The sequence below is a fragment of the Streptomyces sp. NPDC041713 genome, from assembly GCF_055591085.1.
The window spans coordinates 134,429-159,717 of sequence record NZ_JBVIZY010000012.1 but is presented as its reverse complement, the minus strand read 5'-3'; the positions used below and the strand labels follow the sequence as shown (position 1 = coordinate 159,717).

Annotated in this window: 21 protein-coding genes; 16 read left to right on the top strand and 5 right to left on the bottom strand. The window is 71.1% G+C overall.

Features of this window, described 5'->3' with window-relative positions; genetic code table 11:
* Positions 1 to 11: 11 nt before the first annotated feature.
* The gene (locus ACZ6CV_RS30395) at positions 12 to 2,549 is read left to right on the top strand and encodes a RelA/SpoT family protein (RefSeq protein WP_469254165.1); all 2,538 of its coding nucleotides are present in this window, start codon (positions 12 to 14) and stop codon (positions 2,547 to 2,549) included.
* Positions 2,550 to 2,639: 90 nt separating this feature from the next.
* Here ACZ6CV_RS30395 and ACZ6CV_RS30390 read toward each other — a convergent pair whose 3' ends face one another.
* A complete protein-coding gene (locus tag ACZ6CV_RS30390; RefSeq protein WP_469254163.1) occupies positions 2,640 to 3,872 on the bottom strand; it encodes a DUF349 domain-containing protein in 1,233 nt (410 codons plus the stop codon).
* 134 nt (positions 3,873 to 4,006) lie between these two features.
* Complete coding sequence (locus tag ACZ6CV_RS30385) at positions 4,007 to 4,819, bottom strand: peptidylprolyl isomerase (RefSeq protein ID WP_469254161.1); 813 nt, start codon at positions 4,817 to 4,819, stop codon at positions 4,007 to 4,009.
* Between the two features lie 164 nt (positions 4,820 to 4,983).
* Here ACZ6CV_RS30385 and ACZ6CV_RS30380 point away from each other — a divergent pair, with 164 nt between their 5' ends.
* Positions 4,984 to 5,697, top strand: a complete 714-nt coding sequence (locus ACZ6CV_RS30380) for an MBL fold metallo-hydrolase (protein WP_469254159.1) — start codon at positions 4,984 to 4,986, stop codon at positions 5,695 to 5,697.
* 13 nt (positions 5,698 to 5,710) lie between these two features.
* On the top strand, positions 5,711 to 6,976 hold the full coding sequence (gene hisS / locus ACZ6CV_RS30375; RefSeq protein ID WP_469254157.1) for a histidine--tRNA ligase: 1,266 nt from the start codon (positions 5,711 to 5,713) through the stop codon (positions 6,974 to 6,976).
* Positions 6,977 to 7,073: 97 nt separating this feature from the next.
* On the opposite strand, the gene ACZ6CV_RS30370 is transcribed toward hisS, so the two are convergent.
* Together ACZ6CV_RS30370 and ACZ6CV_RS30365 are read right to left on the bottom strand one after the other, a co-directional pair.
* The gene (locus ACZ6CV_RS30370; RefSeq protein WP_469254156.1) at positions 7,074 to 7,697 is read right to left on the bottom strand and encodes a response regulator; all 624 of its coding nucleotides are present in this window, start codon (positions 7,695 to 7,697) and stop codon (positions 7,074 to 7,076) included.
* Positions 7,694 to 8,944, bottom strand: coding sequence for a sensor histidine kinase (locus ACZ6CV_RS30365; RefSeq protein ID WP_469254155.1), 1,251 nt, complete (start codon positions 8,942 to 8,944; stop codon positions 7,694 to 7,696). Before ACZ6CV_RS30365 ends, ACZ6CV_RS30370 begins: the two co-directional genes overlap by 4 nt.
* A gap of 148 nt (positions 8,945 to 9,092) precedes the next feature.
* Between ACZ6CV_RS30365 and ACZ6CV_RS30360 the strand changes: the two genes are divergently transcribed.
* The 3 genes from ACZ6CV_RS30360 (at position 9,093) to rpsD (ending at position 12,139) form a co-directional block, all read left to right on the top strand.
* Positions 9,093 to 9,722: a vitamin K epoxide reductase family protein gene (locus ACZ6CV_RS30360; protein ID WP_469254154.1), complete on the top strand. Its 630-nt coding sequence runs from the start codon at positions 9,093 to 9,095 to the stop codon at positions 9,720 to 9,722.
* Between the two features lie 81 nt (positions 9,723 to 9,803).
* The gene (locus tag ACZ6CV_RS30355; RefSeq protein ID WP_469254153.1) at positions 9,804 to 11,165 is read left to right on the top strand and encodes a replication-associated recombination protein A; all 1,362 of its coding nucleotides are present in this window, start codon (positions 9,804 to 9,806) and stop codon (positions 11,163 to 11,165) included.
* A gap of 359 nt (positions 11,166 to 11,524) precedes the next feature.
* Positions 11,525 to 12,139 carry a 30S ribosomal protein S4 gene (rpsD, locus tag ACZ6CV_RS30350; RefSeq protein ID WP_355818996.1) on the top strand — a complete coding sequence of 205 codons (615 nt, stop codon included), beginning with the start codon at positions 11,525 to 11,527 and terminating at the stop codon, positions 12,137 to 12,139.
* Here rpsD and ACZ6CV_RS30345 read toward each other — a convergent pair.
* Positions 12,127 to 14,259: an ATP-binding protein gene (locus ACZ6CV_RS30345; RefSeq protein ID WP_469254152.1), complete on the bottom strand. Its 2,133-nt coding sequence runs from the start codon at positions 14,257 to 14,259 to the stop codon at positions 12,127 to 12,129. The genes rpsD and ACZ6CV_RS30345 overlap by 13 nt on opposite strands.
* Positions 14,260 to 14,444: 185 nt before the next feature.
* Between ACZ6CV_RS30345 and ACZ6CV_RS30340 the strand changes: the two genes are divergently transcribed.
* From ACZ6CV_RS30340 to ACZ6CV_RS30295, 10 genes are all read left to right on the top strand, one after another.
* Positions 14,445 to 14,903: a DUF948 domain-containing protein gene (locus tag ACZ6CV_RS30340; RefSeq protein WP_362371614.1), complete on the top strand. Its 459-nt coding sequence runs from the start codon at positions 14,445 to 14,447 to the stop codon at positions 14,901 to 14,903.
* A gap of 7 nt (positions 14,904 to 14,910) precedes the next feature.
* Positions 14,911 to 15,270 (top strand): DUF6167 family protein, encoded by a 360-nt coding sequence (locus ACZ6CV_RS30335; RefSeq protein WP_469254146.1) that lies wholly within the window; start codon positions 14,911 to 14,913, stop codon positions 15,268 to 15,270.
* Complete coding sequence (alaS, locus tag ACZ6CV_RS30330) at positions 15,270 to 17,939, top strand: alanine--tRNA ligase (protein WP_469254144.1); 2,670 nt, start codon at positions 15,270 to 15,272, stop codon at positions 17,937 to 17,939. Before ACZ6CV_RS30335 ends, alaS begins: the two co-directional genes overlap by 1 nt.
* Positions 17,939 to 18,424, top strand: coding sequence for a Holliday junction resolvase RuvX (gene ruvX, locus ACZ6CV_RS30325; RefSeq protein WP_469254142.1), 486 nt, complete (start codon positions 17,939 to 17,941; stop codon positions 18,422 to 18,424). Before alaS ends, ruvX begins: the two co-directional genes overlap by 1 nt.
* 124 nt (positions 18,425 to 18,548) lie before the next feature.
* Positions 18,549 to 20,285: an endolytic transglycosylase MltG gene (mltG, locus tag ACZ6CV_RS30320; RefSeq protein WP_469254140.1), complete on the top strand. Its 1,737-nt coding sequence runs from the start codon at positions 18,549 to 18,551 to the stop codon at positions 20,283 to 20,285.
* Positions 20,282 to 21,112 carry a shikimate dehydrogenase gene (locus tag ACZ6CV_RS30315; RefSeq protein ID WP_469254139.1) on the top strand — a complete coding sequence of 277 codons (831 nt, stop codon included), beginning with the start codon at positions 20,282 to 20,284 and terminating at the stop codon, positions 21,110 to 21,112. The genes mltG and ACZ6CV_RS30315 overlap by 4 nt, the downstream gene beginning before the upstream one ends.
* A 180-nt stretch (positions 21,113 to 21,292) precedes the next feature.
* On the top strand, positions 21,293 to 22,477 hold the full coding sequence (gene aroC, locus ACZ6CV_RS30310) for a chorismate synthase (protein ID WP_469254138.1): 1,185 nt from the start codon (positions 21,293 to 21,295) through the stop codon (positions 22,475 to 22,477).
* A 44-nt stretch (positions 22,478 to 22,521) separates the two neighbouring features.
* Positions 22,522 to 23,004 carry a shikimate kinase gene (locus ACZ6CV_RS30305; protein ID WP_469254210.1) on the top strand — a complete coding sequence of 161 codons (483 nt, stop codon included), beginning with the start codon at positions 22,522 to 22,524 and terminating at the stop codon, positions 23,002 to 23,004.
* Positions 23,001 to 24,098 carry a 3-dehydroquinate synthase gene (gene aroB, locus ACZ6CV_RS30300; protein ID WP_362371630.1) on the top strand — a complete coding sequence of 366 codons (1,098 nt, stop codon included), beginning with the start codon at positions 23,001 to 23,003 and terminating at the stop codon, positions 24,096 to 24,098. The genes ACZ6CV_RS30305 and aroB overlap by 4 nt, the downstream gene beginning before the upstream one ends.
* 162 nt (positions 24,099 to 24,260) lie before the next feature.
* Entirely contained in the window at positions 24,261 to 25,202 is a 942-nt protein-coding gene (locus ACZ6CV_RS30295) for a Pro-rich N-terminal domain-containing protein (RefSeq protein WP_469254136.1), read from the top strand.
* Positions 25,203 to 25,289: the final 87 nt, after the last annotated feature.

Below are 25,289 nucleotides of genomic sequence, written 5' to 3'. Positions count from 1 at the left end.
AGGGAGCGCTCTTGCCAGACGAGTCCCAGCCACTCACCGCCGCCAAGGCCGCGCAGAAGGCCCAGCAGGCCTCGGCGGGCACCGGCGCGTCCGCGAACAAGGCAGACGGCGCGCAGGCCGGCACGTCCGCGCAGCGCGCCAAGGGAGAGGTCTCCCGGGGCGACAAACCGGCCGAGCAGCCCCGCCCGAAGCCGCCCGCCGACCACCATCCGACGGCCCCCGCCGTCCGGCCCGCCACCGGCCAGCCCGCGCGCTCGGGCTCCTCCAACCGCGTGCGGGCCCGCCTCGCCCGGCTCGGCGTCCAGCGCTCCAACCCGTACAACCCGGTCCTGGAGCCCCTGCTGCGCATAGTGCGGAGCAACGACCCCAAGATCGAGACGGCGACGCTGCGCCAGATCGAGCGGGCCTACCAGGTCGCCGAGCGCTGGCACCGCGGCCAGAAGCGCAAGAGCGGCGACCCGTACATCACGCACCCGCTCGCCGTGACGACCATCCTCGCCGAGCTCGGCATGGACCCGGCCACCCTGATGGCCGGGCTCCTGCACGACACCGTCGAGGACACCGAGTACGGCCTGGACACCCTCAAGCGCGACTTCGGCGACCAGGTCGCCCTGCTCGTCGACGGCGTCACCAAGCTGGACAAGGTCAAGTTCGGCGAGGCCGCGCAGGCCGAGACCGTGCGCAAGATGGTCGTCGCCATGGCCAAGGACCCGCGCGTCCTGGTCATCAAGCTCGCCGACCGCCTGCACAACATGCGCACCATGCGCTACCTCAAGCGCGAGAAGCAGGAGAAGAAGGCCCGCGAGACCCTGGAGATCTACGCTCCGCTGGCGCACCGCCTGGGCATGAACACCATCAAGTGGGAGCTGGAGGACCTCGCCTTCGCGATCCTCTACCCCAAGATGTACGACGAGATCGTGCGCCTGGTCGCCGAGCGCGCCCCCAAGCGCGACGAGTACCTGGCCATAGTGACCGACGAGGTCCAGGCCGACCTGCGCGCCGCCCGCATCAAGGCCACCGTCACCGGACGCCCCAAGCACTACTACAGCGTCTACCAGAAGATGATCGTCCGCGGCCGCGACTTCGCGGAGATCTACGACCTGGTGGGCATCCGCGTCCTGGTCGACACGGTCCGCGACTGCTACGCCGCCCTCGGCACCGTGCACGCGCGATGGAACCCGGTCCCCGGCCGGTTCAAGGACTACATCGCGATGCCGAAGTTCAACATGTACCAGTCGCTGCACACGACGGTCATCGGCCCCAACGGCAAGCCCGTCGAGCTGCAGATCCGCACCTTCGACATGCACCGCCGCGCCGAGTACGGCATCGCCGCGCACTGGAAGTACAAGCAGGAGGCCGTCGCCGGCGCCTCCAAGGTGCGCACCGACGTGCCGAAGAAGACCGGCAAGGACGACCACCTCAACGACATGGCGTGGCTGCGCCAGCTGCTCGACTGGCAGAAGGAGACCGAAGACCCCAGCGAGTTCCTCGAATCGCTGCGCTTCGACCTCTCGCGCAACGAGGTCTTCGTCTTCACGCCCAAGGGCGACGTCATAGCGCTGCCCGCGGGCGCGACCCCGGTCGACTTCTCGTACGCGGTGCACACCGAGGTCGGCCACCGCACCATAGGCGCACGGGTCAACGGCCGCCTCGTACCGCTCGAATCCACCCTGGACAACGGCGACTTGGTGGAGGTCTTCACCTCCAAGGCGGCCGGCGCGGGCCCCTCCCGCGACTGGCTCGGCTTCGTCAAGTCGCCCCGGGCGCGCAACAAGATCCGCGCGTGGTTCTCCAAGGAGCGCCGCGACGAGGCGATCGAGCAGGGCAAGGACGCCATCGCGCGGGCCATGCGCAAGCAGAACCTGCCGATCCAGCGCATCCTCACCGGCGACTCCCTGGTCACCCTCGCGCACGAGATGCGCTACCCCGACATCTCCTCGCTCTACGCGGCGATCGGCGAGGGCCACGTCACCGCGCAGTCCGTCGTGCAGAAGCTCGTGCAGGCCCTGGGCGGCGAGGAGGCCGCCAACGAGGACATCGCCGAGAGCGCGCCGCCCTCGCGCGGGCGCAGCAAGCGCCGCTCCAACGCCGACCCGGGCGTCGTGGTCAAGGGCGTCGAGGACGTGTGGGTCAAGCTGGCCCGCTGCTGCACGCCCGTCCCCGGCGACCCCATCATCGGCTTCGTCACCCGCGGCAGCGGCGTATCGGTGCACCGCAGCGACTGCGTCAACGTGGACTCGCTCTCGCGTGAGCCCGAGCGGATCCTGGAGGTCGAGTGGGCGCCCACCCAGTCCTCGGTCTTCCTGGTCGCCATCCAGGTCGAGGCCCTGGACCGCTCGCGGCTGCTCTCCGACGTCACGCGCATCCTCTCGGACCAGCACGTGAACATCCTGTCGGCGGCCGTCCAGACCTCCCGCGACCGCGTCGCCACCTCCCGCTTCACCTTCGAGATGGGCGACCCCAAGCACCTGGGGCACGTCCTCAAGGCGGTCAGGGGGGTGGAGGGCGTCTACGACGTCTACCGGGTCACCTCGACGCGCAGGCCCTGAGGCCGACGCGCGGACCCTGCCGCCCGTCACACATGGGTCCGCCCCCGACGCTTCGCGCCGGGGGCGGACCCATGTGCCGTGCGGGCCGTGTCAGCCGCCGAACTCGTGCAGACCCTTGAGGGCCTGGTCGAGGAGCGCCTGGCGGCCGTCGAGCTCCTTCTGGAGCTTGTCGGCCTTGGCGTCGTTGCCCGCGGCGCGAGCCTTCTCGATCTGCTCCGTCAGCTTGTCCACCGCCGCCTGCAGCTGCCCCGTCAGGCCCGCGGCCCGAGCCCGTGCCTCCGGGTTCGTCCGGCGCCACTCGGCCTCCTCGGACTCCTGCAGCGCCCGCTCCACGGCGTGCATCCGGCCCTCGACCTTCGGGCGGGCGTCCCGCGGGACGTGGCCGATGGCCTCCCAGCGCTCGTTGATGGAACGGAACGCGGCACGGGCCGCCTTCAGATCCGTCACCGGGACGAGCTTCTCGGCCTCGTCGGCCAGCTCCTCCTTGAGCTTGAGGTTCTCGCCCTGCTCCGCGTCGCGCTCGGCGAAGACCGAGCTGCGCGCCGCGAAGAACACGTCCTGGGCGCCGCGGAAGCGGTTCCACAGGTCGTCCTCGTGCTCGCGCTGGGCGCGGCCCGCGGCCTTCCAGTCGGCCATCAGCTCGCGGTAACGCGCCGCCGTCGGACCCCAGTCCGTCGACTTCGACAGCGCCTCGGCCTCGCCGACCAGCTTCTCCTTGGCCTTGCGGGCGTCCTCGCGCTGCGCGTCGAGGGACGCGAAGTGCGCCTTGCGCCGCTTGGAGAACGCCGAGCGGGCGTGCGAGAAGCGGTGCCACAACTCGTCGTCCGACTTGCGGTCGAGCCGCGGCAGACCCTTCCAGGTGTCCACCAGGGCCCGCAGCCGCTCGCCGGCCGCCCGCCACTGCTCGCTCTGGGCCAGCTCCTCGGCCTCGGTGACCAGGGCCTCCTTCGCGTGCCGCGCCTCGTCGGACTGCTTGGCCTTCTGGACCTTGCGCTCCTCGCGGCGCGACTCGACGCTCTCCACGAGCTTGTCGAGCCGCTTGCCCAGGGCGTCCAGATCGCCGACCGCGTGCGCCTCGTCGACCTGCTGGCGCAGATGGCCGATGGCGGTCATGGCGTCCTTGGCGGACAGGTCGGTCGTCTTCACCCGGCGCTCGAGAAGTCCGATTTCGACGACCAGACCGTCGTACTTGCGCTCGAAATAGGCGAGGGCCTCGTCCGGAGATCCTGCCTGCCACGAACCGACCACTCGCTCGCCGCCGTCGGCCGTACGCACGTACACGGTCCCCGTCTCGTCGACGCGGCCCCACGGGTCGCTGCTCACAGCGCCTCCTCCACATGATGCCTGCGCAGGGCCTTCGGGCCCCCGGCATCGTCCACAGTTTCGTCACCGCCAACATAGGCGACCGGCGGGGCGGCTGTCCGCATCCCGCGCGTTTGAAGTTTGCCCACCGGGCCTCAGGATTTGGTGACGGTGGCCTTGTCCACGACGACCGTCGCGTTGGGTGCGCCGTCGCCCCGACCACTGCTCTCGCCGGCGGCCGCGATCTTCTTCAGGACCTTCATCCCGGAATCGGAAATGGTCCCGAACGGTGTGTAGTCGGGCGGCAGCTGACTGTCCTGGTAGACCAGGAAGAACTGGCTGCCGCCGGTGTTCCGGCCCTTCTTCTTCGCGGCGTCGTACTGGTTCGCCATGGCGACCGTGCCCGCCGGATACACGTTGTCCTTCAGGCGCTTGTCCTTGAGGTTCTCGTCCGGGATCGAGTAGCCGGGGCCGCCCTCGCCGGTGCCCTTGGGGTCACCGCACTGCAGGACGTAGATGCCGCCGGTGGTCAGGCGGTGGCACTTGGTGTGGTCGAGGTAGCCCTTGTTCACCAGGAAGTCGAACGAGTTGACGGTGTGCGGGGCCTTCGCCGCGTCCAGATCGAGGCCGATGTCGCCGCACGTCGTCGCGAGGTTCATCCGGTACTTTGCCGACTTGTCGATGGTGAGCGCCGGCTCCTTCTTGAAGCTCAGCGGCTTCACGGCGCCGGGCGCCGCCTTCTTGCAGGGATCCTTCGGCTGCGCGGCCGCGTCGTCCTTCGCCGCCTCGTCGCCGTCGAAGGCGCCCGCCGCGTACGACACCGCGGCACCGGCCACGACCACCGCGAGCGCCCCCGCGATCACCGCGTTGCGCATCCGGGCCCGGCGCCGCGCGGCCTCCCGCCGCTCCTGCTGGCGCGCGAACTTCTCCCGGGCGAGCTGCCGCCGCCGCTGCTCGTTGCTGACCACCGGGTCTCTCCCCTTGTCCTGGGACCCATTCCGGGACCACCTGAATGTGCCCCGTACCGTATATGGGTTACCTGTGGAATCGGCAGCGCCGGTAGGCTCTGATCTGCCGCGTTCTCCCGCCGGGGGCCGCGGTTCCCCCGCCGGACGACGAACGAAGGACGATCGTGCTCATTGCCGGGTTCCCCGCCGGGGCCTGGGGCACCAACTGCTATGTGGTCGCCCCCGCCGCAGGCGAGGAGTGCGTGATCATCGACCCGGGCCACCAGGCCGCCCAGGGAGTCGAGGACGCACTCGAGAAGCATCGGCTCAAGCCCGTCGCGGTCATCCTCACCCACGGCCACATCGACCATGTCGCCTCGGTCGTCCCGGTGTGCGGAGCGCACGACGTCCCCGCGTGGATCCACCCCTCGGACCGGTACATGATGAGCGACCCCGAGAAGGCGCTCGGCCGCTCCATCGGGATGCCGCTGATGGGCGAGCTGACCGTGGGGGAGCCCGACGACCTGCGGGAGCTGTCCGACGGCGCCGACCTGAAGCTGGCGGGCCTCGACTTCTCCGTCGCGCACGCGCCGGGCCATACGAAGGGGTCGGTGACCTTCCGGATGCCCGAGACGTCCGAGGTCCCCTCGGTCTTCTTCTCGGGCGATCTGCTCTTCGCCGGCTCCATCGGACGCACCGACCTGCCCGGCGGCAGCCACACCGAGATCCTCGAGTCACTGGGCCGCGTGTGCCTGCCGCTCGACGACTCGACCGTGGTGCTGTCCGGCCACGGCCCCCAGACATCCATCGGCCAGGAGCGCGCCACCAACCCGTATCTGCGGCAGGTGGCCGCCGGCTTGGGCGCGGACGACATGTCCGCCCCGCGACGAGGAATGTGACGAGAGAAATTCCGTGAGCACCTTCAAGGCCCCCAAGGGCACCTACGACCTGCTGCCGCCCGACTCCGCGAAGTTCCTCGCGGTGCGCGAGGCCATCGCGGCGCCGCTGCGTGACTCCGGCTACGGCTACATCGAGACGCCCGGGTTCGAGAACGTCGAGCTCTTCGCCCGCGGTGTCGGTGAGTCCACCGACATCGTCACCAAGGAGATGTACGCCTTCACCACCAAGGGCGGCGACGAACTCGCGCTGCGCCCCGAAGGCACCGCCTCCGTGCTGCGCGCCGCCCTGGAGGGCAACCTCCACAAGGCCGGCAACCTCCCGGTCAAGCTCTGGTACTCGGGCTCGTACTACCGCTACGAGCGCCCCCAGAAGGGCCGCTACCGCCACTTCTCCCAGGTGGGCGCCGAGGCCATCGGTGCCGAGGACCCGGCGCTCGACGCGGAGCTGATCATCCTGGCCGACCAGGCGTACCGCGCCCTGGGCCTGCGCAACTTCCGCATCCTGCTCAACTCGCTGGGCGACAAGGAGTGCCGTCCCCTCTACCGGGCCGCGCTGCAGGAGTTCCTGCGCGGGCTCGACCTGGACGAGGAGACACGTCGACGTGTCGACATCAACCCGCTCCGCGTCCTCGACGACAAGCGTCCCGACGTCCAGAAGCAGCTGGTGGGCGCGCCCTCGCTGCGCGACCACCTCTGCGACGCCTGCAAGGCGTACCACGAGGAGGTCCGCGAGCTGATCACGGCGGCGGGCGTCGTCTTCGAGGACGACGAGAAGCTGGTCCGCGGCCTGGACTACTACACGCGCACCACCTTCGAGTTCGTCCACGACGGCCTCGGCTCGCAGTCCGCGGTGGGCGGCGGCGGCCGCTACGACGGTCTGTCCGAGATGATCGGCGGCCCCTCGCTGCCCTCGGTCGGCTGGGCGCTCGGCGTGGACCGCACGGTGCTGGCCCTGGAGGCGGAGGGCGTCGAGCTCGAACTCCCCGCGTCCACCAGCGTGTTCGCGGTGCCGCTCGGCGAGGAGGCGCGCCGCGTCCTGTTCGCCAAGGTGACGGAGTTGCGCAAGGCCGGCGTCGCGGCGGACTTCAGCTTCGGCGGCAAGGGCCTCAAGGGCGCGATGAAGAACGCGAACCGCAGCGGCGCGCGCTTCACCGTCGTCGCGGGCGAGCGCGACCTCGCCGAGGGCGTCGTCCAGCTCAAGGACATGGAGTCCGGGGAGCAGGACGCGGTCGCGGTGGACGACCTCGTGGCGACGCTGAAGGCGAAGCTGGGCAAGTAGAAGGGCCTCTGCGGCGCTTGGGGAGCGGGGCCGTCCGGGGCAGAGGCCCCGGCACCTCGCTCCAGGGCCTCGCGATCTCGCTCCGGGGGGGCGGGGCTCAGTCCAAGAGGCCGAGGCGCAGAGCAGTCGTCACCGCTGCGGTGCGGTCGTCGACGTCCAACTTGCCGAAGGCGCGCAGCAGATGCGTCTTCACCGTGGATTCGGCGACGTACAGCCGACGCCCGATCTCCGCGTTCGTACAGCCCTCGGCGACGAGCCGCAGCACGGCCGTCTCCCGCCCGGAGAGCCGCGGCCGCTCGGGCCGGGCGCGCAACTGGTCCACCAGGCGCGCCGCGACCGACGGCGCGAGGACGGTCTCGCCCCGCGCGGCGGCCCGCACGGCGTCGGCCAGTTCACCGCGGGCCAGGTCCTTGAGCAGATAGCCCGCGGCGCCCGCCTCCACGGCACGCAGGATGTCGCGGTCGGTCTCGTACGTCGTGAGCACGATGACCCGGCACGCGAGCCCCGCGGCGGCCATCCGCTCGATGGAGTCGACGCCGCCCCCGCCGGGCATCCGCAGGTCCATCAGGACGATGTCGGGGCGCAGTTCGGCCACCAGCGCCTCCGCGCACGGGCCGCTCGACGCCTCCCCGACGACCGCGAGACCGGGCTCGGCGCTGAGCATGGCGCGCAGCCCCTCGCGTACGACGGGATGGTCGTCGGAGAGCACGACACGGATCACGGGGCGCTCCTCTCCGGTACGGGGGCGGGGACGGGCAGCACCACGGCGACCGTCGTACCCTCCCGGGGGCCGCTGGTCACCTCGGCGGTGCCGCCGACCTCGGCGACGCGGGCCCGCAGCCCCCGCAGCCCGTAGCCGGGCGGTGCGCACCCGGGATCGAAACCACTGCCCTCGTCCCGCACCACCAGCGTCAGCGAGCCCTCCCCGTACGCCAGTGTGACGTGCGCCGCGGCGCCGGAACCGGCGTGCTTGCGCACGTTGGCCAGAGCCTCCTGGCAGGAGCGCAGGGCGACGACTTCGAGGCCGGCCGGCAGGGGCCGCGCCTCGCCTGTGACGGCGACATCGGCCCCGTGCCGTGCGGCGAGCCGGCGCAGCGCCTCGGGCAGCGGGCCGCCGTCCAGATCGGCGGGGGCGCCCCCGGCGACCAGGGCTCGTGCCTCGGCGAGGTTCTGCCGTGCGGTGGCCTCCATCAGGGCGAGGTGACGGCGGACGGCGGGCATGTTCCGGTCCAGCTCCGCGTCGACGGCCTGGACGAGCATGAGGACGCTGGCGAAGCCCTGCGCGAGGGTGTCGTGGATCTCCCGGGACATGCGCTCGCGCTCGGCGAGGGCGCCGCGCTCGGCGGAGAGCCGGGCGACTTCCGCACGGCTGGTCCGCAACTTGGCGATCAGACCGGCGCGTTCGGCGCTCTGCTCGATGACGCGCAGCGTCCAGACGCCGACGGCCACCGAGAAGACCAGGGTGACCGCGGCGAAGAGGACGTTGTAGAAGACGTCCTGCGACGTCGGCCGCCACAGCACCGCCCAGAGCGTCACCGGCACGAGGTTGACGACGACGATCGCGACCAGCGCGGGGCGCGTGCGCAGCGCCATGAAGCACTGGGGGATGAGCGCGAAGGCCATCAGCCGGGTCTCACCGACCAGGGTGCCGGGCGGCAGGAACAGCAGGATCGTGCCCGCGACGTAGAGGTGCGCCCGCCGGGCGTCGCTGCCCTCGCTCATCAGGACCGGCCGTCCGACGCCGATGTACCAGGGCACGAGCAGCAGGAGCAGCGCGGCGGTGACCCCGCGGACGGGCCGGTCCGCGTCCGCCGTGCCGAGGACGAAGGCGAGCGTGGCCAGCCAGACCACGGCGAAGTAGGTGTCCCAGAGCCGGAAAGTCCGGTTCCAGACGTCGGAGTTCACGCCGCCGGAGTCCACGCTCTCCGGCGTGGCCTCTGCCGTGCCGCCCGCCACGTCGTCCGTCATGCCGTCAACCCTCCCGCCGAACCGAACACATCGGGACCCCCGTACGTGCCTCCTTATGTCCATCGAACGGTGGACACACAGGAGCGTGCGGCACAATGTGCGTGCCCGCGGCCACCACAAGCGACGGAACGGCGTGATGAGCAAAACGATGTCAGCGAAGGACGACGCCCTGGACGACCGGGACCGTTCGGGCGCTTCCGGTGCCGTCGGCGGCAGCCGCGCGCTCGCCCTGCTCCTGGTGATCACCGGCGCCGCCGGCCTGCTCGCCTCCTGGGTCATCACCCTCGACAAGTTCGAGCTCCTGAAGGACCCGAATTTCCAGCCGGGCTGCAGCATCAACCCCGTCGTCGCCTGCGGCAGCATCATGAAGAGCGAGCAGGCGGAGGCCTTCGGCTTCCCGAACCCGATGCTCGGCCTGGTCGCCTACGGGATCGTGATCTGCGTCGGCATGAGCCTCCTCGCCGGCGCCCGCTTCCCCCGCTGGTACTGGCTCACGTTCAACGCGGGCATGCTCTTCGGCGTCGGCTTCTGCACCTGGCTGATGATCCAGTCGCTCTACCACATCAACGCGCTCTGCCTCTGGTGCACGCTCGCCTGGGTCATCACGCTCGTGATGTTCTGGTACGTCACCTCGTCCAACATCCGCGCCGGATTCCTGCCCGCCCCCGCCTGGGCCAGGAGCTTCCTCGCGGACTTCACCTGGGCCCTCCCCGTGATGCACACCGGCGTCATCGCGATGCTGATCCTCACGCGCTGGGGCGCCGACCTCTGGGCCTGAGAGCCTGGGCCCGGGCAGGCTCCGAGCGGGTGGAACCGGCTCCCCGCGGGATTGTCAGTGGGGTGACATAGGGTTCTTGACGTGGAGCCCGACCTGTTCACCGCCGCAGCCGAAGACCGCCAGGAGAAGGACCCGTCCAGCAGTCCCCTGGCCGTCCGGATGCGCCCCCGCACCCTCGACGAAGTCGTCGGCCAGCAGCATCTGCTCAAGCCGGGCTCGCCCCTGCGCCGCCTGGTCGGCGAGGGCGGAGGAGGTCCCGCGGGACCCTCCTCGGTATTCCTGTGGGGCCCGCCCGGCATCGGCAAGACCACCTTGGCGTACGTCGTCTCCAAGGCGACGAACAAGCGCTTCGTCGAGCTCTCCGCGATCACCGCGGGCGTCAAGGAGGTGCGCGCCGTCATCGACGGGGCGCGCCGGGCGATGGGCGGCCACGGCAAGGAGACCGTCCTCTTCCTCGACGAGATCCACCGCTTCAGCAAGGCCCAGCAGGACTCCCTGCTGCCCGCCGTGGAGAACCGCTGGGTCACGCTGATCGCGGCGACCACCGAGAACCCGTACTTCTCGATCATCTCCCCGCTGCTCTCGCGCTCCCTGCTGCTCACCCTCGAACCGCTCACCGACGACGACCTGCGCGGCCTGCTCCGCCGGGCGCTCGCCGACGAGCGGGGGCTCGGCGGCGCCGTCGAGCTGCCCGAGGAGGCCGAGGACCACCTGCTGCGCATCGCGGGCGGCGACGCCCGGCGTGCCCTCACCGCCCTGGAGGCGGGCGCGGGCTCCGCCCTCGCCCAGGGCGAGAAGACGATCACCCTCCAGACCCTGGAGGAGTCCGTCGACCGGGCCGCCGTGAAGTACGACCGGGACGGCGACCAGCACTACGACGTGGCGAGCGCGCTCATCAAGTCCATCCGCGGCTCGGACGTCGACGCGGCCCTGCACTACCTGGCCCGCATGATCGAGGCGGGCGAGGACCCCCGCTTCATCGCCCGGCGCCTGATGATCTCCGCGAGCGAGGACATCGGCCTCGCCGACCCGACCGCCCTGCCCACCGCGGTCGCTGCCGCCCAGGCTGTCGCGATGATCGGCTTCCCGGAGGCCGCGCTCACCCTCAGCCACGCCACGATCGCCCTCGCCCTCGCCCCGAAGTCGAACGCCGCGACGATCGCCATCCAGCAGGCCCAGGCCGACGTCCGCGGCGGCCTCGCCGGCCCCGTCCCGCCCCACCTGCGCGACGGCCACTACAAGGGCGCGGCCAAGCTCGGCCACGCCCAGGGGTACGTGTATCCGCACGACGTCCCCGGCGGCATCGCCGCCCAGCAGTACGCACCGGACACCATCGAGGGCAAGCGCTACTACCAGCCCACGCGGTACGGCGCCGAGGCGCGGTACGCCGACGTGGTCGACCGGGTCCGCGCCCGCCTCAAGGGCGAGCAGCCCGAGACGTAGCCCGCCGCCGGGGGCCGGGTGGGGGCACCCCCGGCGACCCGGTACACTTGCCCGAAGCGCTGCGTCCCGTGCCGGTCCCGTACCGGCGCCACCAGATCGGGACATCCAGCCGGAACCCCACCGCCGCGAGGCACCGGGGATCCAGGAGCGTCGCGCACCGTCGAAGGTGTCGCGGGCAGCCCACCACCATCTCGTACTCCGGGAATCGGTCGGTGGGCCACTCGCGTGCTGCACATAGTGCCCAGACCAGGGAGCGGCTGCCTGGCGAGCCCCTGGCTCGCAAGGTTTCCCAGGCTGCGGATGCGACCTCCCCTAACCACTGGTGAAGCCGAATTCACAAGAAACAGAGAGGTTGGTTCATGCCGAACCAGTCCCGCCCCAAGGTCAAGAAGTCGCGTGCCCTCGGCATCGCGCTGACCCCGAAGGCCGTCAAGTACTTCGAGGCCCGCCCCTACCCGCCGGGCGAGCACGGCCGTGGGCGCAAGCAGAACTCGGACTACAAGGTCCGTCTGCTCGAGAAGCAGCGTCTGCGCGCGCAGTACGACCTGTCCGAGCGCCAGCTCGTCCGTGCCTACGAGCGCGCGTCCAAGACGCAGCTCAAGACCGGTGAGGCCCTGGTCATCGAGCTGGAGCGTCGTCTCGACGCCCTGGTCCTGCGTTCGGGCATCGCCCGCACGATCTACCAGGCCCGCCAGATGGTCGTGCACGGCCACATCGAGGTCAACGGTGGCAAGGTCGACAAGCCGTCGTACCGCGTCCGTCCCGACGACGTCGTGATGGTCCGCGAGCGCAGCCGCGAGAAGCCGCTGTTCCAGGTCGCCCGCGAGGGTGGCTTCGCCGCCGACGGCGAGACCCCGCGCTACCTCCAGGTGAACCTGAAGGCCCTGGCCTTCCGCCTGGACCGCGACCCGAACCGCAAGGAGATCCCCGTGATCTGCGACGAGCAGCTCGTCGTCGAGTACTACGCCCGCTGACCCGGACGTAGCTCACCCTGCTTCAGCCCGTCGCCTCCCCGCCCCTCAGGGCGGGGCAGGCGGCGGGTTCGGTCGTTTCCGGGGCCGGTGCGCAGCGCCCGCGCCACCGCCGCGTCCAGCTCCAGGCCCGCGCCCGCCCGTACGCACTCCTCGTACCGCTCGTCGCCGAGCGCCGCGCGGGCCCGCTTCTCGCACAGCGCGTGCGGGCCGCCGAAATGGGCCGAGCCGAACAGCGGCAGACCCACCGAGGGCCACACCCGGGCCGCCGCCCCCTGCAGCACCGCGGCCTCTGCGGGATCGCCCTCCGTCACGGTGAACAGCGCGAGCAGTTCGAGGGAGAGGACCGTGCCCAGCAGATCGTGGAAGCGGTGGTCGAGATCGAGCGCGTCGGCGAGCAGCTCGCGCGCCGTCTGCGCCTCACCGCGGGTCCAGGCCGCGTAACCGAGGACGTAGAGGGCGTACGCGAGGGCCCAGCGCTCCCCGTGGTCCTCGCAGACGAGGCGCACGTGCTCACACAGCTCCACCGCGGCGCCGAGTTCGCCGCGGAAGGCCAGCGCCATGGCGAGCTCGGCCTGCCCCATCAGGACGTTGCTGTTCAGCTCGCCGATCGTGCGGTAGCGGTCGAGCGCCGAGCGCAGCAGTGTCTCGGCGCGCGGCAGGTCGTCCGTCACCAGGGCCAGACAGCCGATGCGGTGCTCCGCGTACGCCGCGGCGACCGCGCTGCCAGAATGCTCCGCGCCCTCCCGGCACTCGTGCAGCGCGGCGAGCGCCGCGACCGCGTCGCCCTGCAGCACCGCCACATAACCGAGCACCCACAGCGCCTTGAGCCGCGAGTCGTCGTGGCCGCCGTCGAGTTCGAGGGCCCGGTCGAGCCAGTGCCTGCCCTCCGCGAGCCGCCCGCACCCCACCCAGTAGAACCAGAGCGTGCCCGCGAGGTACTGCCCGAGGTGGGCCTCGTCCGGCTCGGTCAGGCAGAACTCCAACGCGGCCCGCAGATTGGGCAGTTCCGCGTCGATGAGGGCGGCGACCTCGGGCTGGCGCGGCGAGAACCAGTCCAGCTCGCACCAGGTGGCGAGCCCCATGTACCAGTCGCGGTGCCTGCGCCGCATCCGCTCGCTCTCGCCGGCCGCCGCCAGCCAGTCGGCGCCGTACGCCCTGACCGTGTCGAGCATGCGGTAGCGCACCCCCGCGGGCCACTCCTCGCGGGTCAGCACGGACTGCGCGAGGAGTTCGTCGAGTACGTCGAGCACCTCCTCGGCGCGCAGGCCGTCCCCGGCGCAGATGTACTCGGCCGCCTCCAAGTCGAACTGGCCCGCGAACACGGTGAGCCGCGACCACAGCAGCCGCTCCCGCGGCGCGCACAGCTCGTGGCTCCAGCCGATGGCGGTGCGCAGCGTCTGATGGCGCGGCGGCGCCTCGCGCCGCACGCCGGTGAGCACCCGGAACCGGTCGTCGAGCCGGGTGAGCAGCTGTGCGGGGGAGAGCGCCCGCAGCCGGCCCGCGGCCAGCTCCACGGCGAGCGGGATCCCCTCCAGGCGGCGGCACAGCTCCATGACGTCCGCGCGGTTGCCGTCGTCGACGACGAAGCCCGGCAGGCCGGCCGCCGCCCGCTCGGTGAAGAGCGCCGCCGCGTCCGGCCCCGGCAGCGGTGCGAGCGGCAGGAGCCGTTCGCCTCCGGTCTCCAGCGGCCTGCGCCCCACGGCGAGCACCCGCAGCCCGGGGGAGTGCGTCAGGAGCTCGCGCACCAGACAGGCGCAGGCGTCGACGAGGTGCTCGAAACCGTCGACGACGAGGAGGAGTTCCCGCTCCGCGAGGTGTCCGAGCAGCACCTGTCGCGGCGGCCGGCGCGTGTGGTCGGTGAGCTCCAGGGCCTCGGCGACCGCGTGCTCCAGGAGGTCCGGATCGCGCAGCGTCGTGAGGTCCACCAGCCAGGCGCCGTCGCGCAGCCGGGTGCGGGCGGCGGCCCGCAGGGCGAGGCGCGACTTGCCGACCCCGCCGACCCCGGTCACGGTGACGAGCCGCCCGGCCTCCAACGCCGTGGCCAGCTCGGCGAGTTCGGTGTCGCGCCCGACGAAGGAGTTCAGTTCCAGGGGAAGATTCCCGGGCGGAAGTGGTCGCATGGGGTACGGAGCGTACTCATTCGTATGCGGTCCGTACAATCACTTCGCGCAACTCCTGTGACGGCGAAGGGGAATGCGGTACGGAGCGGCGCCCCCGGCGCGATAGGGTCGGAGGACGACTTTTCGATGTTCGGGTACGAAGTCAGGTACGAAGTTCAGGGACGAGATTCAGGGAGCGGTGCCAAGTGTCCGGTGGAGAGGTTGCCGGGGTCCTGGTGGCCGTCTTCTGGGCGATCCTGGTCTCCTTCCTCGCGGTGGCACTGGCGAGGCTGGCCCAGACGCTCAGGGCGACCACCAAGCTCGTCGCGGACGTGACCGAGCAGGCGGTCCCCCTCCTGGCCGACGCCTCCACCGCGGTGCGCTCCGCGCAGACCCAGATCGACCGCGTCGACGCCATCGCCTCCGACGTCCAGGAGGTCACGTCGAACGCGTCGGCGCTGTCCACCACGGTCGCCTCGACCTTCGGCGGCCCCCTGGTGAAGGTGGCCGCGTTCGGCTACGGCGTGCGCCGGGCCATCAGCCGCAAGGCGCCGCCCGAGGCGAAGGAAATGCCCAGCAAGCAGCCCCGTCGTACGGTGATCGTGGGTCGCACCGTCCCGTCCGCGCGGCGGACCAAGCGGGCCAACCGGAGTAAGAGGGACTGACGCAGCGATGTTCCGCCGTACGTTCTGGTTCACCGCGGGCGCAGCCGCCGGCGTATGGGCCACCACCAAGGTCAACCGGAAGCTCAAGCAGCTGACCCCCGAGAGCCTCGCCGCGCAGGCCGCGAACAAGGCGATCGAGACGGGCCACCGCCTGAAGGGCTTCGCGCTCGACATCCGCGACGGCATGGCCGAGCGCGAGGCGGAGCTCGGCGAGGCGCTGGGTCTGCAGGACCACCCCGACGCCGAGCTCCCCGCACCGCGACGTTTCGCGGTCATCGAGAACCACAGCAGCAACAAGTACGACACGAAGAAGACGCAGTACGTCGAGAACCCGGCGCACTCGTACAACCGGAATGAGGACCACTGATGGAGTCGGCTGAAATCCGCCGCCGCTGGCTGAGCTTCTTCGAGGAGCGCGGGCACGCCGTCGTCCCTTCGGCGTCGCTCATCGCGGACGACCCGACTCTGCTGCTCGTCCCCGCCGGCATGGTGCCCTTCAAGCCCTACTTCCTGGGTGAGGTCAAGCCGCCCGCGCCGCGCGTCACCAGCGTGCAGAAGTGCGTGCGCACGCCCGACATCGAAGAGGTCGGCAAGACCACCCGGCACGGCACGTTCTTCCAGATGTGCGGCAACTTCTCCTTCGGTGACTACTTCAAGGAGGGCGCCATCACGCTCTCCTGGGAGCTGCTGACCAGCCCCGTCGACAAGGGCGGCTTCGGCCTCGACCCCGAGCGCCTGTGGATCACGGTCTACCTCGACGACGACGAGGCCGAGCAGATCTGGCGCGAGAAGGTCGGCGTCCCGGCCGAGCGCATCCAGCGCCTGGGCAAGAAGGACAACTTCTGGTCCATGGGCGTGCCCGGTCCCTGCGGCCCGTGCTCCGAGATCAACTACGACCGTGGCCCGGAGTTCGGCGAAGAGGGCGGCCCCGCCGTCAACGACGAGCGCTACGTGGAGATCTGGAACCTGGTCTTCATGCAGTACGAGCGGGGCGCGGGCGACGGCAAGGAGGACTTCCCGATCCTCGGCGAGCTCCCGTCGAAGAACATCGACACGGGCCTCGGCCTGGAGCGCCTCGCCATGATCCTGCAGGGCGTACAGAACATGTACGAGACGGACACCCTGCGCGTCGTCATGGACAAGGCCACCGAGCTCACCGGCGTGCGCTACGGCGCCGAGCACGGCTCGGACGTCTCGCTGCGCGTGGTCGCCGACCACATCCGCACGTCCACCATGCTCATCGGCGACGGTGTCACCCCCGGCAACGAAGGCCGTGGCTACGTCCTGCGCCGCATCATGCGCCGCGCCATCCGCAACATGCGGCTGCTCGGCGCGACCGGCCCGGTCGTCCTCGATCTGATCGGCGTCGTGATCGACACGATGGGTCAGCAGTACCCGGAGCTCGTCACCGACCGCAAGCGCATCGAGACCGTCGCCCTCGCCGAGGAGAACGCCTTCCTCAAGGCCCTCAAGGGCGGCACCAACATCCTCGACACCGCCGTCACCGAGACCAAGGCCGCCGGCGGCCAGGTCCTCTCCGGCGACAAGGCGTTCCTGCTGCACGACACGTGGGGCTTCCCCATCGACCTCACCCTGGAGATGGCGGCCGAGCAGGGCCTCTCCGTGGACGAGGACGGCTTCCGGCGCCTGATGAAGGAGCAGCGGGACCGCGCCAAGGCCGACGCCCGGGCCAAGAAGACCGGCCACGCCGACCTGCACGCCTACCGCGAGATCGCCGACGCCTCCGGCGCCACCGACTTCACCGGCTACTCCCTCACGGAGAACGAGGCGCAGATCGTCGGCCTGCTGGTCAACGGCGTCACCTCGCCGGCCGCCACCGAGGGCGACGAGGTCGAGATCGTCCTCGACCGCACCCCCTTCTACGCGGAGGGCGGCGGCCAGATCGGTGACACCGGCCGCATCCGCCTGGACAGCGGCGCGATCGTCGAGATCCGCGACGTGCAGAAGCCGGTGCCCGGCGTGCACGTGCACAAGGGTGTCGTCCAGGTCGGCGAGATCACCGTCGGCGCCCCGGTCTGGGCGTCGATCGACGCCCACCGCCGCCGCGCCATCGCCCGCGCCCACTCCGCCACCCACCTGACCCACCAGGCGCTGCGCGACGCGCTCGGCCCGACGGCCGCCCAGGCCGGTTCCGAGAACCAGCCCGGCCGCTTCCGCTTCGACTTCGGTTCGCCGTCCGCCGTGCCCACGGCCGTGATGACGGACGTCGAGCAGAAGATCAACGAGGTCCTCGCGCACGAGCTGGACGTGCAGGCCGAGGTCATGTCGATCGACGAGGCGAAGAAGCAGGGCGCCATCGCCGAGTTCGGCGAGAAGTACGGCGAGCGGGTCCGCGTCGTCACCATCGGCGACTTCTCCAAGGAGCTGTGCGGCGGCACGCACGTGCACAACACCGCCCAGCTGGGCCTGGTGAAGCTGCTCGGCGAGTCCTCCATCGGCTCCGGGGTGCGCCGCATCGAGGCGCTGGTCGGTGTGGACGCGTACAACTTCCTCGCCAAGGAGCACACGGTCGTCGCCCAGCTCCAGGAGCTGGTCAAGGGGCGTTCCGAGGAGCTCCCCGAGAAGATCTCCGGCATGCTCGCCAAGCTGAAGGACGCCGAGAAGGAGATCGAGAAGTTCCGCGCGGAGAAGGTGCTCCAGGCCGCCGCCGGTCTGGTCGACTCCGCCAAGGACGTCCGCGGCGTCGCCGTCGTCACCGGCCAGGTGCCGGACGGCACGGGCGCCGACGACCTGCGCAGGTTGGTCCTCGACGTGCGCGGCCGCATCCCCGGCGACCGCCCCGCCGTCGTCGCGCTCTTCGCCACGGCGAACGGCCGCCCGCTGACGGTCATCGCCACCAACGAAGCCGCCCGTGAGCGCGGCCTCAAGGCGGGCGAGCTGGTCCGTACCGCGGCCAAGACCCTCGGCGGCGGTGGCGGCGGCAAGCCGGACGTCGCCCAGGGCGGCGGTCAGAACGCGGCCGCCGTGCCCGAGGCCATCGCCGCGGTCGAGCGCCTCGTCACCGAGACGGCCTGATGACCGAGGCCGCACCGGGCATGCGCAGAGGCCGGCGGCTGGCCGTCGACGTCGGTGACGCCCGGATCGGGGTCGCCTCGTGCGACCCCGACGGGATCCTCGCCACGCCGGTGGAGACCGTGCCGGGCCGGGACGTCCCCGCCGCCCAGCGCCGGTTGAAGAAGCTCGTCGAGGAGTACGAACCGATCGAGATCGTCGTCGGCCTCCCTCGCTCCCTGAACGGGGGCGAGGGCCCGGCGGCCGCCAAGATCCGCGTCTTCACCCAGGAGCTCGCCCGCATGGTCGCCCCCATTTCGGTGAGGCTGGTGGACGAGAGGATGACCACAGTGACGGCCAGTCAGGGACTGCGCGCCTCCGGTGTGAAGTCCAAAAAGGGCAGGTCCGTGATCGATCAGGCGGCCGCGGTCATCATTCTTCAGCAGGCCCTGGAGTCCGAACGGGCGTCAGGCAAAGCTCCCGGCGAGGGCGTCGAAGTGGTCATCTGATCGCGATACGGTAACGTTCCGCGCGATGCGGCGGTGTTCGAACAGCTGCCGCACAGCATCAAGAGGCGGAACGGTTGCCCGGCCATCCAGACGGCTGCCCCGCCTCGCGGCATGTAGGGGATCGATGACTGAGTATGGCCGGGGCCCAGGCTCCGAACCGTGGGATCCGGAGGACCCGTTGTACGGGGACAGCGGATGGGGAGGACAGGCGCCCGCGAGCGGCACGTCCACCTACGGCGGCCAGGGGCAGTACCACCCGCAGCAGCCGCACCAGCATCAGCCGCCGCACCAGTCGAGTTACGGCGGTGACTGGAGCACCGGCCAGCAGCAGACCTACGACCAGCAGTCGTACGGCGGGCAGCAGCAGTTCCACGGCGACCCCGGCCAGGGCTACTCCGGTGAACCGGGCCAGGGGGACCACGGCGATCCCGGTCAGGGGTACGGCGGCGGTGCCGACCAGGGCTACAACGGTGGCTGGGACACCGGTGGCCAGGGTCAGGTCCCCTACGGCGGCGATCCGATGGACCCGTACGCCGGCCAGCAGAGCGGCTACGGCGCGGAGAACCACGACTACTACTCGACGCCCGACGCCTACGCGCCGCCGGAGCCGCCGACCCGTCGCCGTCCCGCGGCCCCCGAGTCCGAGGCCGAGAGGCAGGACTGGGACCCGGGCCCCGACCAGGGCGAGCACGCGTTCTTCGCGGGTGGCGGGGACGACGAGGACGACGACGGTCCCGGCCGGCGCGGCGGCCGCGGTGACCGGCGCGGCGGCCGTGGCGGAAAGAAGTCCAAGAAGCACCGCAGCGGCTGCGCCTGTCTGGTCGTCACGATGGTCTTCGGCGGCGGCCTGGCGGGCGTCGGCTACTTCGGCTACCAGTTCTACCAGGATCGTTTCGGCACGGCCCCGGACTACGCGGGCGAGGGTTCCGGATCGGCCACCGTCGACATCCCGAAGGACTCCGGCGGTTACGCGATCGGGCAGAAGCTGAAGGAAGCCGGCGTCGTCAAAAGCGTGGACGCGTTCGTCTCCGCGCAGGGGAAGCATCCGCAGGGCCAGACCATTCAGGCGGGTGTTTACACCCTCAAGAAACACATGTCCGCGGCGAGCGCCGTCGAATTGATGCTCAGCCCGAAGAGCCGCAACAACCTCGTCATTCCCGAGGGCATGCGGAACGCCTCGGTCTACAAAATGATCGACAAGCGTCTCCACCTGGACAAGGGCACCACGGAGAACGTCGCCAAGACACAATGGAAGAGCCTCGGACTTCCCTCCTGGGCGAATACGAACAAGGACATCAAGGACCCCCTGGAAGGATTCCTCTATCCCTCCAGCTATCCGGTCGCCAAGGGCCAGAAGCCCGCGGACGTCCTCAAGAAGATGGTCGCCCAGGCGAGCGAGAAGTACGACGAAATGGGCCTCAAGTCGAAGGCCGCGGAACTCCACCTCAAGGACCCGCTGCAGGTCCTCACGGTGGCCAGCCTCGTCCAGGCCGAAGGCAAGTACAAGCACGACTTCGAGAAGGTCGCCACCGTCGTCTACAACCGTCTGAAGCCCAACAACACCGAGACGTACGGCCTGTTGGACTTCGACTCGACGGTCAACTACCTCCGCGGCGAGTCCAAGCTGGGCACCGGCACGGTCGACGAACTCCGCAAGCTCAACGACCCGTACAACACGTACAAGATCAAGGGTCTGCCGCCCGGGCCGATCAGCAACCCGGGTGAGGTGGCGCTGAATTCGGCGCTGCAACCCGCCAAGGGCAACTGGTACTACTTCGTCTCCATCGACGACAAGACGCTGTTCGCCGAGACCAACGAAGAACAGAACCGGAACCGCGAGAAATACCTGAAGGGACAATGAGCGCGCAGAAGCGACGAGCCGCGGTCCTCGGCTCACCGATCGCCCATTCCCTCTCCCCGGTGCTGCACCGCGCGGCATACGAGGAGCTGGGGCTGAGCGACTGGTCCTACGACCGATTCGAGATCGACGAGGCGGCGCTGCCCGGATTCGTCGGGGAGCTCGGTCCGGAATGGGCGGGGCTATCGCTGACGATGCCGTTGAAGCGGGCGATCATTCCGCTGCTCGACGAGATCAGCGGGACCGCCGCGTCCGTCGAGGCCGTGAACACCGTGGTGTTCACGGAGGATGGCCGGAAGGTCGGTGACAACACCGACGTGCCCGGCATGGTCGCCGCGCTCCGCGAACGCGGCATCGAGCAGGTCGAGTCCGCCGCGATCCTCGGCGCGGGCGCCACCGCCTCGTCGGCGCTCGCCGCCCTGGCGCGGATCTGCACCGGCGAGGTCGTCGCGTACGTACGCAGCGACGCCCGCGCCGCGGAGATGCGGCAGTGGGGCGAGCGGCTCGACGTGGAGGTCAGGACCGAGGACTGGGAGGACGCGCGCGAGGCGCTGGACGCCCCCCTGGTGATCGCCACGACCCCGGCGGGCGCCACCGACGCGCTGTCCGCCCTGGTCCCCGAGCGCCCCGCCACCCTCTTCGACGTGCTGTACGACCCGTGGCCCACCGAGCTCGCGGCCCGCTGGTCGGCGTACGGCGGCGCCGTCGTCAGCGGCCTCGACCTGCTCGTGCACCAGGCGGTGCTGCAGGTCGAGCAGATGACGGGATGCGCCCCGGCGCCGCTCGGCGTGATGCGCAAGGCCGGGGAGCACGCGCTCGCCGCACGCTGAGCGCCGGGTCGCGCGCCGGTCGCGGCACGGTCGAGGCCGTGGTCACAGGCGTCCGCCAGATGGACCGGACGCCGGATCGCGTCCCGGGTCGTGGGAGGATCAGGGGTGGCGGGCCAGGGCCGCGCACCCGGCCGCGCCGTCGAAGACCGCAGTTCGAGGCGCGAGCATGAGGAGCATCCGTTGAGCAGGTTGCGTTGGCTGACCGCGGGGGAGTCGCACGGACCCGCGCTTGTCGCGACGTTGGAGGGTCTTCCCGCCGGCGTGCCGGTCACGACGGAGATGGTGGCCGACCATCTGGCGCGGCGGCGGCTGGGCTATGGCCGTGGTGCGCGGATGAAGTTCGAGCGTGACGAGGTCACGTTCCTGGGTGGTGTGCGGCATGGTCTGAGCATGGGCTCGCCGATCGCGGTCATGGTGGGGAACACGGAGTGGCCCAAGTGGGAGCAGGTCATGGCGGCCGACCCGGTCGACCCCGACGTGCTGGCCGACCTGGCCCGCAACGCCCCGCTGACCCGTCCGCGTCCCGGTCACGCCGACCTGGCGGGCATGCAGAAGTACGGCTTCGACGAGGCCCGTCCGATCCTGGAGCGTGCCTCGGCGCGTGAGACGGCGGCGCGCGTGGCGCTGGGCGCCGTCGCCCGGTCGTACCTGAAGGAGACGGCCGGGATCGAGATCGTCTCCCACGTCACGGAGCTGGCCGCGGCCAAGGCGCCCTACGGGGTGTACCCGACGCCGGCCGACGTCGAGAAGCTGGACGCGGATCCGGTGCGCTGCCTGGACGCCGACGCGTCGAAGGCGATGGTCGCGGAGATCGACCAGGCCCACAAGGACGGCGACACCCTGGGCGGTGTGGTCGAGGTCCTCGCCTACGGCGTACCGGTGGGCCTCGGCTCGCACGTGCACTGGGACCGGCGTCTGGACGCGCGGCTCGCCGCCGCGCTCATGGGCATCCAGGCCATCAAGGGCGTCGAGGTCGGCGATGGCTTCGACCTCGCGCGAGTGCCCGGGTCGAAGGCGCACGACGAGATCGTCACCACGGACGACGGCATCAGGCGCACCTCCGGCCGCTCCGGTGGTACCGAGGGCGGCCTGACCACCGGCGAGCTGCTGCGCGTACGCGCCGCGATGAAGCCCATCGCGACCGTGCCGCGCGCCCTGGCCACCATCGATGTGGCCACCGGCGAGGCCGCCAAGGCGCACCACCAGCGCTCCGATGTATGCGCCGTGCCGGCCGCCGGGATCGTCGCCGAGGCGATGGTCGCGCTGGTCCTCGCGGATGCGGTCGCGGAGAAGTTCGGTGGCGACAGTGTTCCCGAGACGCGCCGCAACGTGCGGTCCTACCTCGACAACCTGCAGATCCGGTGACCGGCACCGCTTCCGGCGGCCCCCGCGTCGTCCTGGTGGGTCCGATGGGCGTGGGCAAGACGACGGTCGGTGAGCTGCTCGCCGACCGCCTCGGGACCACGTTCCGGGACACCGACGCCGACGTCGTGGCCGCGCAGGGCCGGGAGATCTCCGACATCTTCTTCGACGAGGGCGAGCCGTACTTCCGCGCGCTGGAGAAGGCCGCCGTCGCGACGGCCCTCGCCGAGCACGACGGGGTCCTCGCCCTCGGCGGCGGCGCCGTCCTCGACGAGTCGACGCGCGAACTGCTCGTCGGACACCCCGTCGTCTGTCTCTCGATGGACGTCGAGGAAGCGGTCAAGCGGACCGGTCTCAACCAGGCCCGCCCGCTCCTCGCCGTCAACCCCCGCAAGACGTGGCGCGAGCTGATGGACGCCCGCCGGCATCTGTACGCGGAAGTCGCCCGCGCGGTCGTCGCCACCGACGGCCGCACCCCCGATGAGGTCGCGCAAGCGGTCCTCGACGCACTGGAGTTGAAGGAAGCATGACGACGGAGCAGACCCCCACCCGTATCCACGTCGGCGGCACCGCCGGCTCGGATCCGTACGAGGTCCTGGTCGGTCGGCAGCTCCTCGGCGAGCTGCCCGGCCTCATCGGCGACCAGGTCAAGCGCGTCGCCGTGATCCACCCCGAGGCGCTCGCCGAGACCGGTGAGGCGCTCCGCCAGGACCTCGCCGACCAGGGGTACGAGGCGGTCGCCATCCAAGTGCCGAACGCCGAGGAGGCCAAGACGGCGGAGGTCGCCGCGTACTGCTGGAAGGCGCTCGGCCAGTCCGGCTTCACGCGCAGCGACGTGATCGTCGGCGTCGGCGGCGGTGCCTCCACCGACCTCGCCGGGTTCGTGGCCGCGACCTGGCTGCGCGGGGTGCGGTGGATCGCCGTGCCGACCACGGTGCTCGGCATGGTGGACGCGGCGGTCGGCGGCAAGACCGGCATCAACACCGCCGAGGGCAAGAACCTCGTCGGGTCCTTCCACCCGCCGGCCGGTGTCCTGTGCGACCTCGCGGCGCTCGAATCGCTCCCGGTGAACGACTACGTCTCCGGGCTCGCGGAGATCATCAAGGCCGGCTTCATCGCCGACCCGGCGATCCTCGAACTCATCGAGGCGGACCCGCAGGCGGCCCGTACGCCCGCGGGCCCGCACACCGCCGAGCTCATCGAGCGCTCCATCAGGGTCAAGGCCGAGGTCGTCTCCGGCGACCTGAAGGAGGCGGGCCTGCGCGAGATCCTCAACTACGGGCACACCCTCGCGCACGCCATCGAGAAGAACGAGCGCTACAAGTGGCGGCACGGCGCCGCGGTCTCCGTGGGCATGCTCTTCGCGGCCGAACTCGGCCGTCTGGCGGGCCGTCTCGACGACGCCACCGCGGACCGGCACCGCACCGTCCTCGAATCGGTCGGCCTGCCCCTGACGTACCGCTACGACCAGTGGCCCAAGCTCCTGGAGACCATGAAGGTCGACAAGAAGTCCCGCGGCGACCTGCTGCGCTTCATCGTCCTCGACGGCCTCGGCAAGCCGACCGTCCTGGAGGGACCCGACCCGGCCGTGCTGCTCGCCGCGTACGGCGAAGTGGGCCAGTAGTCCCCATAGGGCACGTTTTACGTGGTCGCGGAATCCGGCCACGGGCACGTCTCGGCCTCCCCGGCCGTTCACACAACGGCGGCCGGGGACGGTACCGTTCGGTAACGGGCGGCTCGGCTGCCGCCCGACCAGCGTCAGTCGCACGAGACGGAGTGGCACCGGATGCAGCACGCAGTGGGATCTCCGCTGCCGCCGCCCCACCAGCCGGGGCACGGACCGGCCTCCGGCTGGTCGCCGGCCGCACACCACCCGAGCGCTCCACACCCCGGAGCGTCGGCCCACCCGGTGGTCCCTCCCGGGTTCACGGGCGCCGCCGGACAGCACGTCCCCGGACCACCTGCGCCAGGACAGGCGCCGCACGCCGCGCACGCGCAGGGGCAGCCCCCGATGCCGCCGGCCTCCGTGGCGCCCCAGCCCCCGCAGCACGGCCCTGGCCCCGGCCCCGTGCCCCCGCCGCCGGAGAGCACGGGCCACGTCCAGCTGCCGCCGGGCGGCCCCGTCGCGATGCCGAGCCCACCGCAGGGCGCGGCCCCCGCCGACACCGGCGCCACCACGCTCGCCGTGCTGCTCATCGGCCCGGCCGGAGCGGGCAAGACGAGCGTCGCCAAGTACTGGGCCGAGCACCGGTGCGTGCCGACGGCCCACATCAGCCTCGACGACGTACGGGAATGGGTGCGCTCGGGGTTCGCCGACCCCCAGTCGGGGTGGAACGACCACTCCGAGGCGCAGTACCGCCTGGCCCGCCGCACCTGCGGCTTCGCCGCGCGCAACTTCCTGGCCAACGGCATCTCCTGCATCCTCGACGACGCGGTCTTCCCCGACCGCCCGGTCGTCGGCCTCGGCGGCTGGAAGCGGCACGTGGGCCCCGGCCTGCTGCCCGTGGTCCTGCTCCCCGGCCTGGAGGTCGTCCTGGAGCGCAACGCCGAGCGCAGCGGCAACCGCCGCCTGACCGACGAGGAAGTGGCCCGCATCCACGGCCGCATGGCGGGTTGGTACGGCTCGGGTCTGCCCATCATCGACAACTCCCAGCTGGACGTCCCCGCCACGGCCCGCGTCCTCGACGAGGTCCTGGCCCGCGCCATCGCGAGCCCCCCGAAGTGGTAGTCCGGACCATCGGCCACGGTTGAGGCACCACTTCCGCAAACCACCTTCACACGTCGGTCACCGGGTCTACGGTCATGCCCCTGGAAT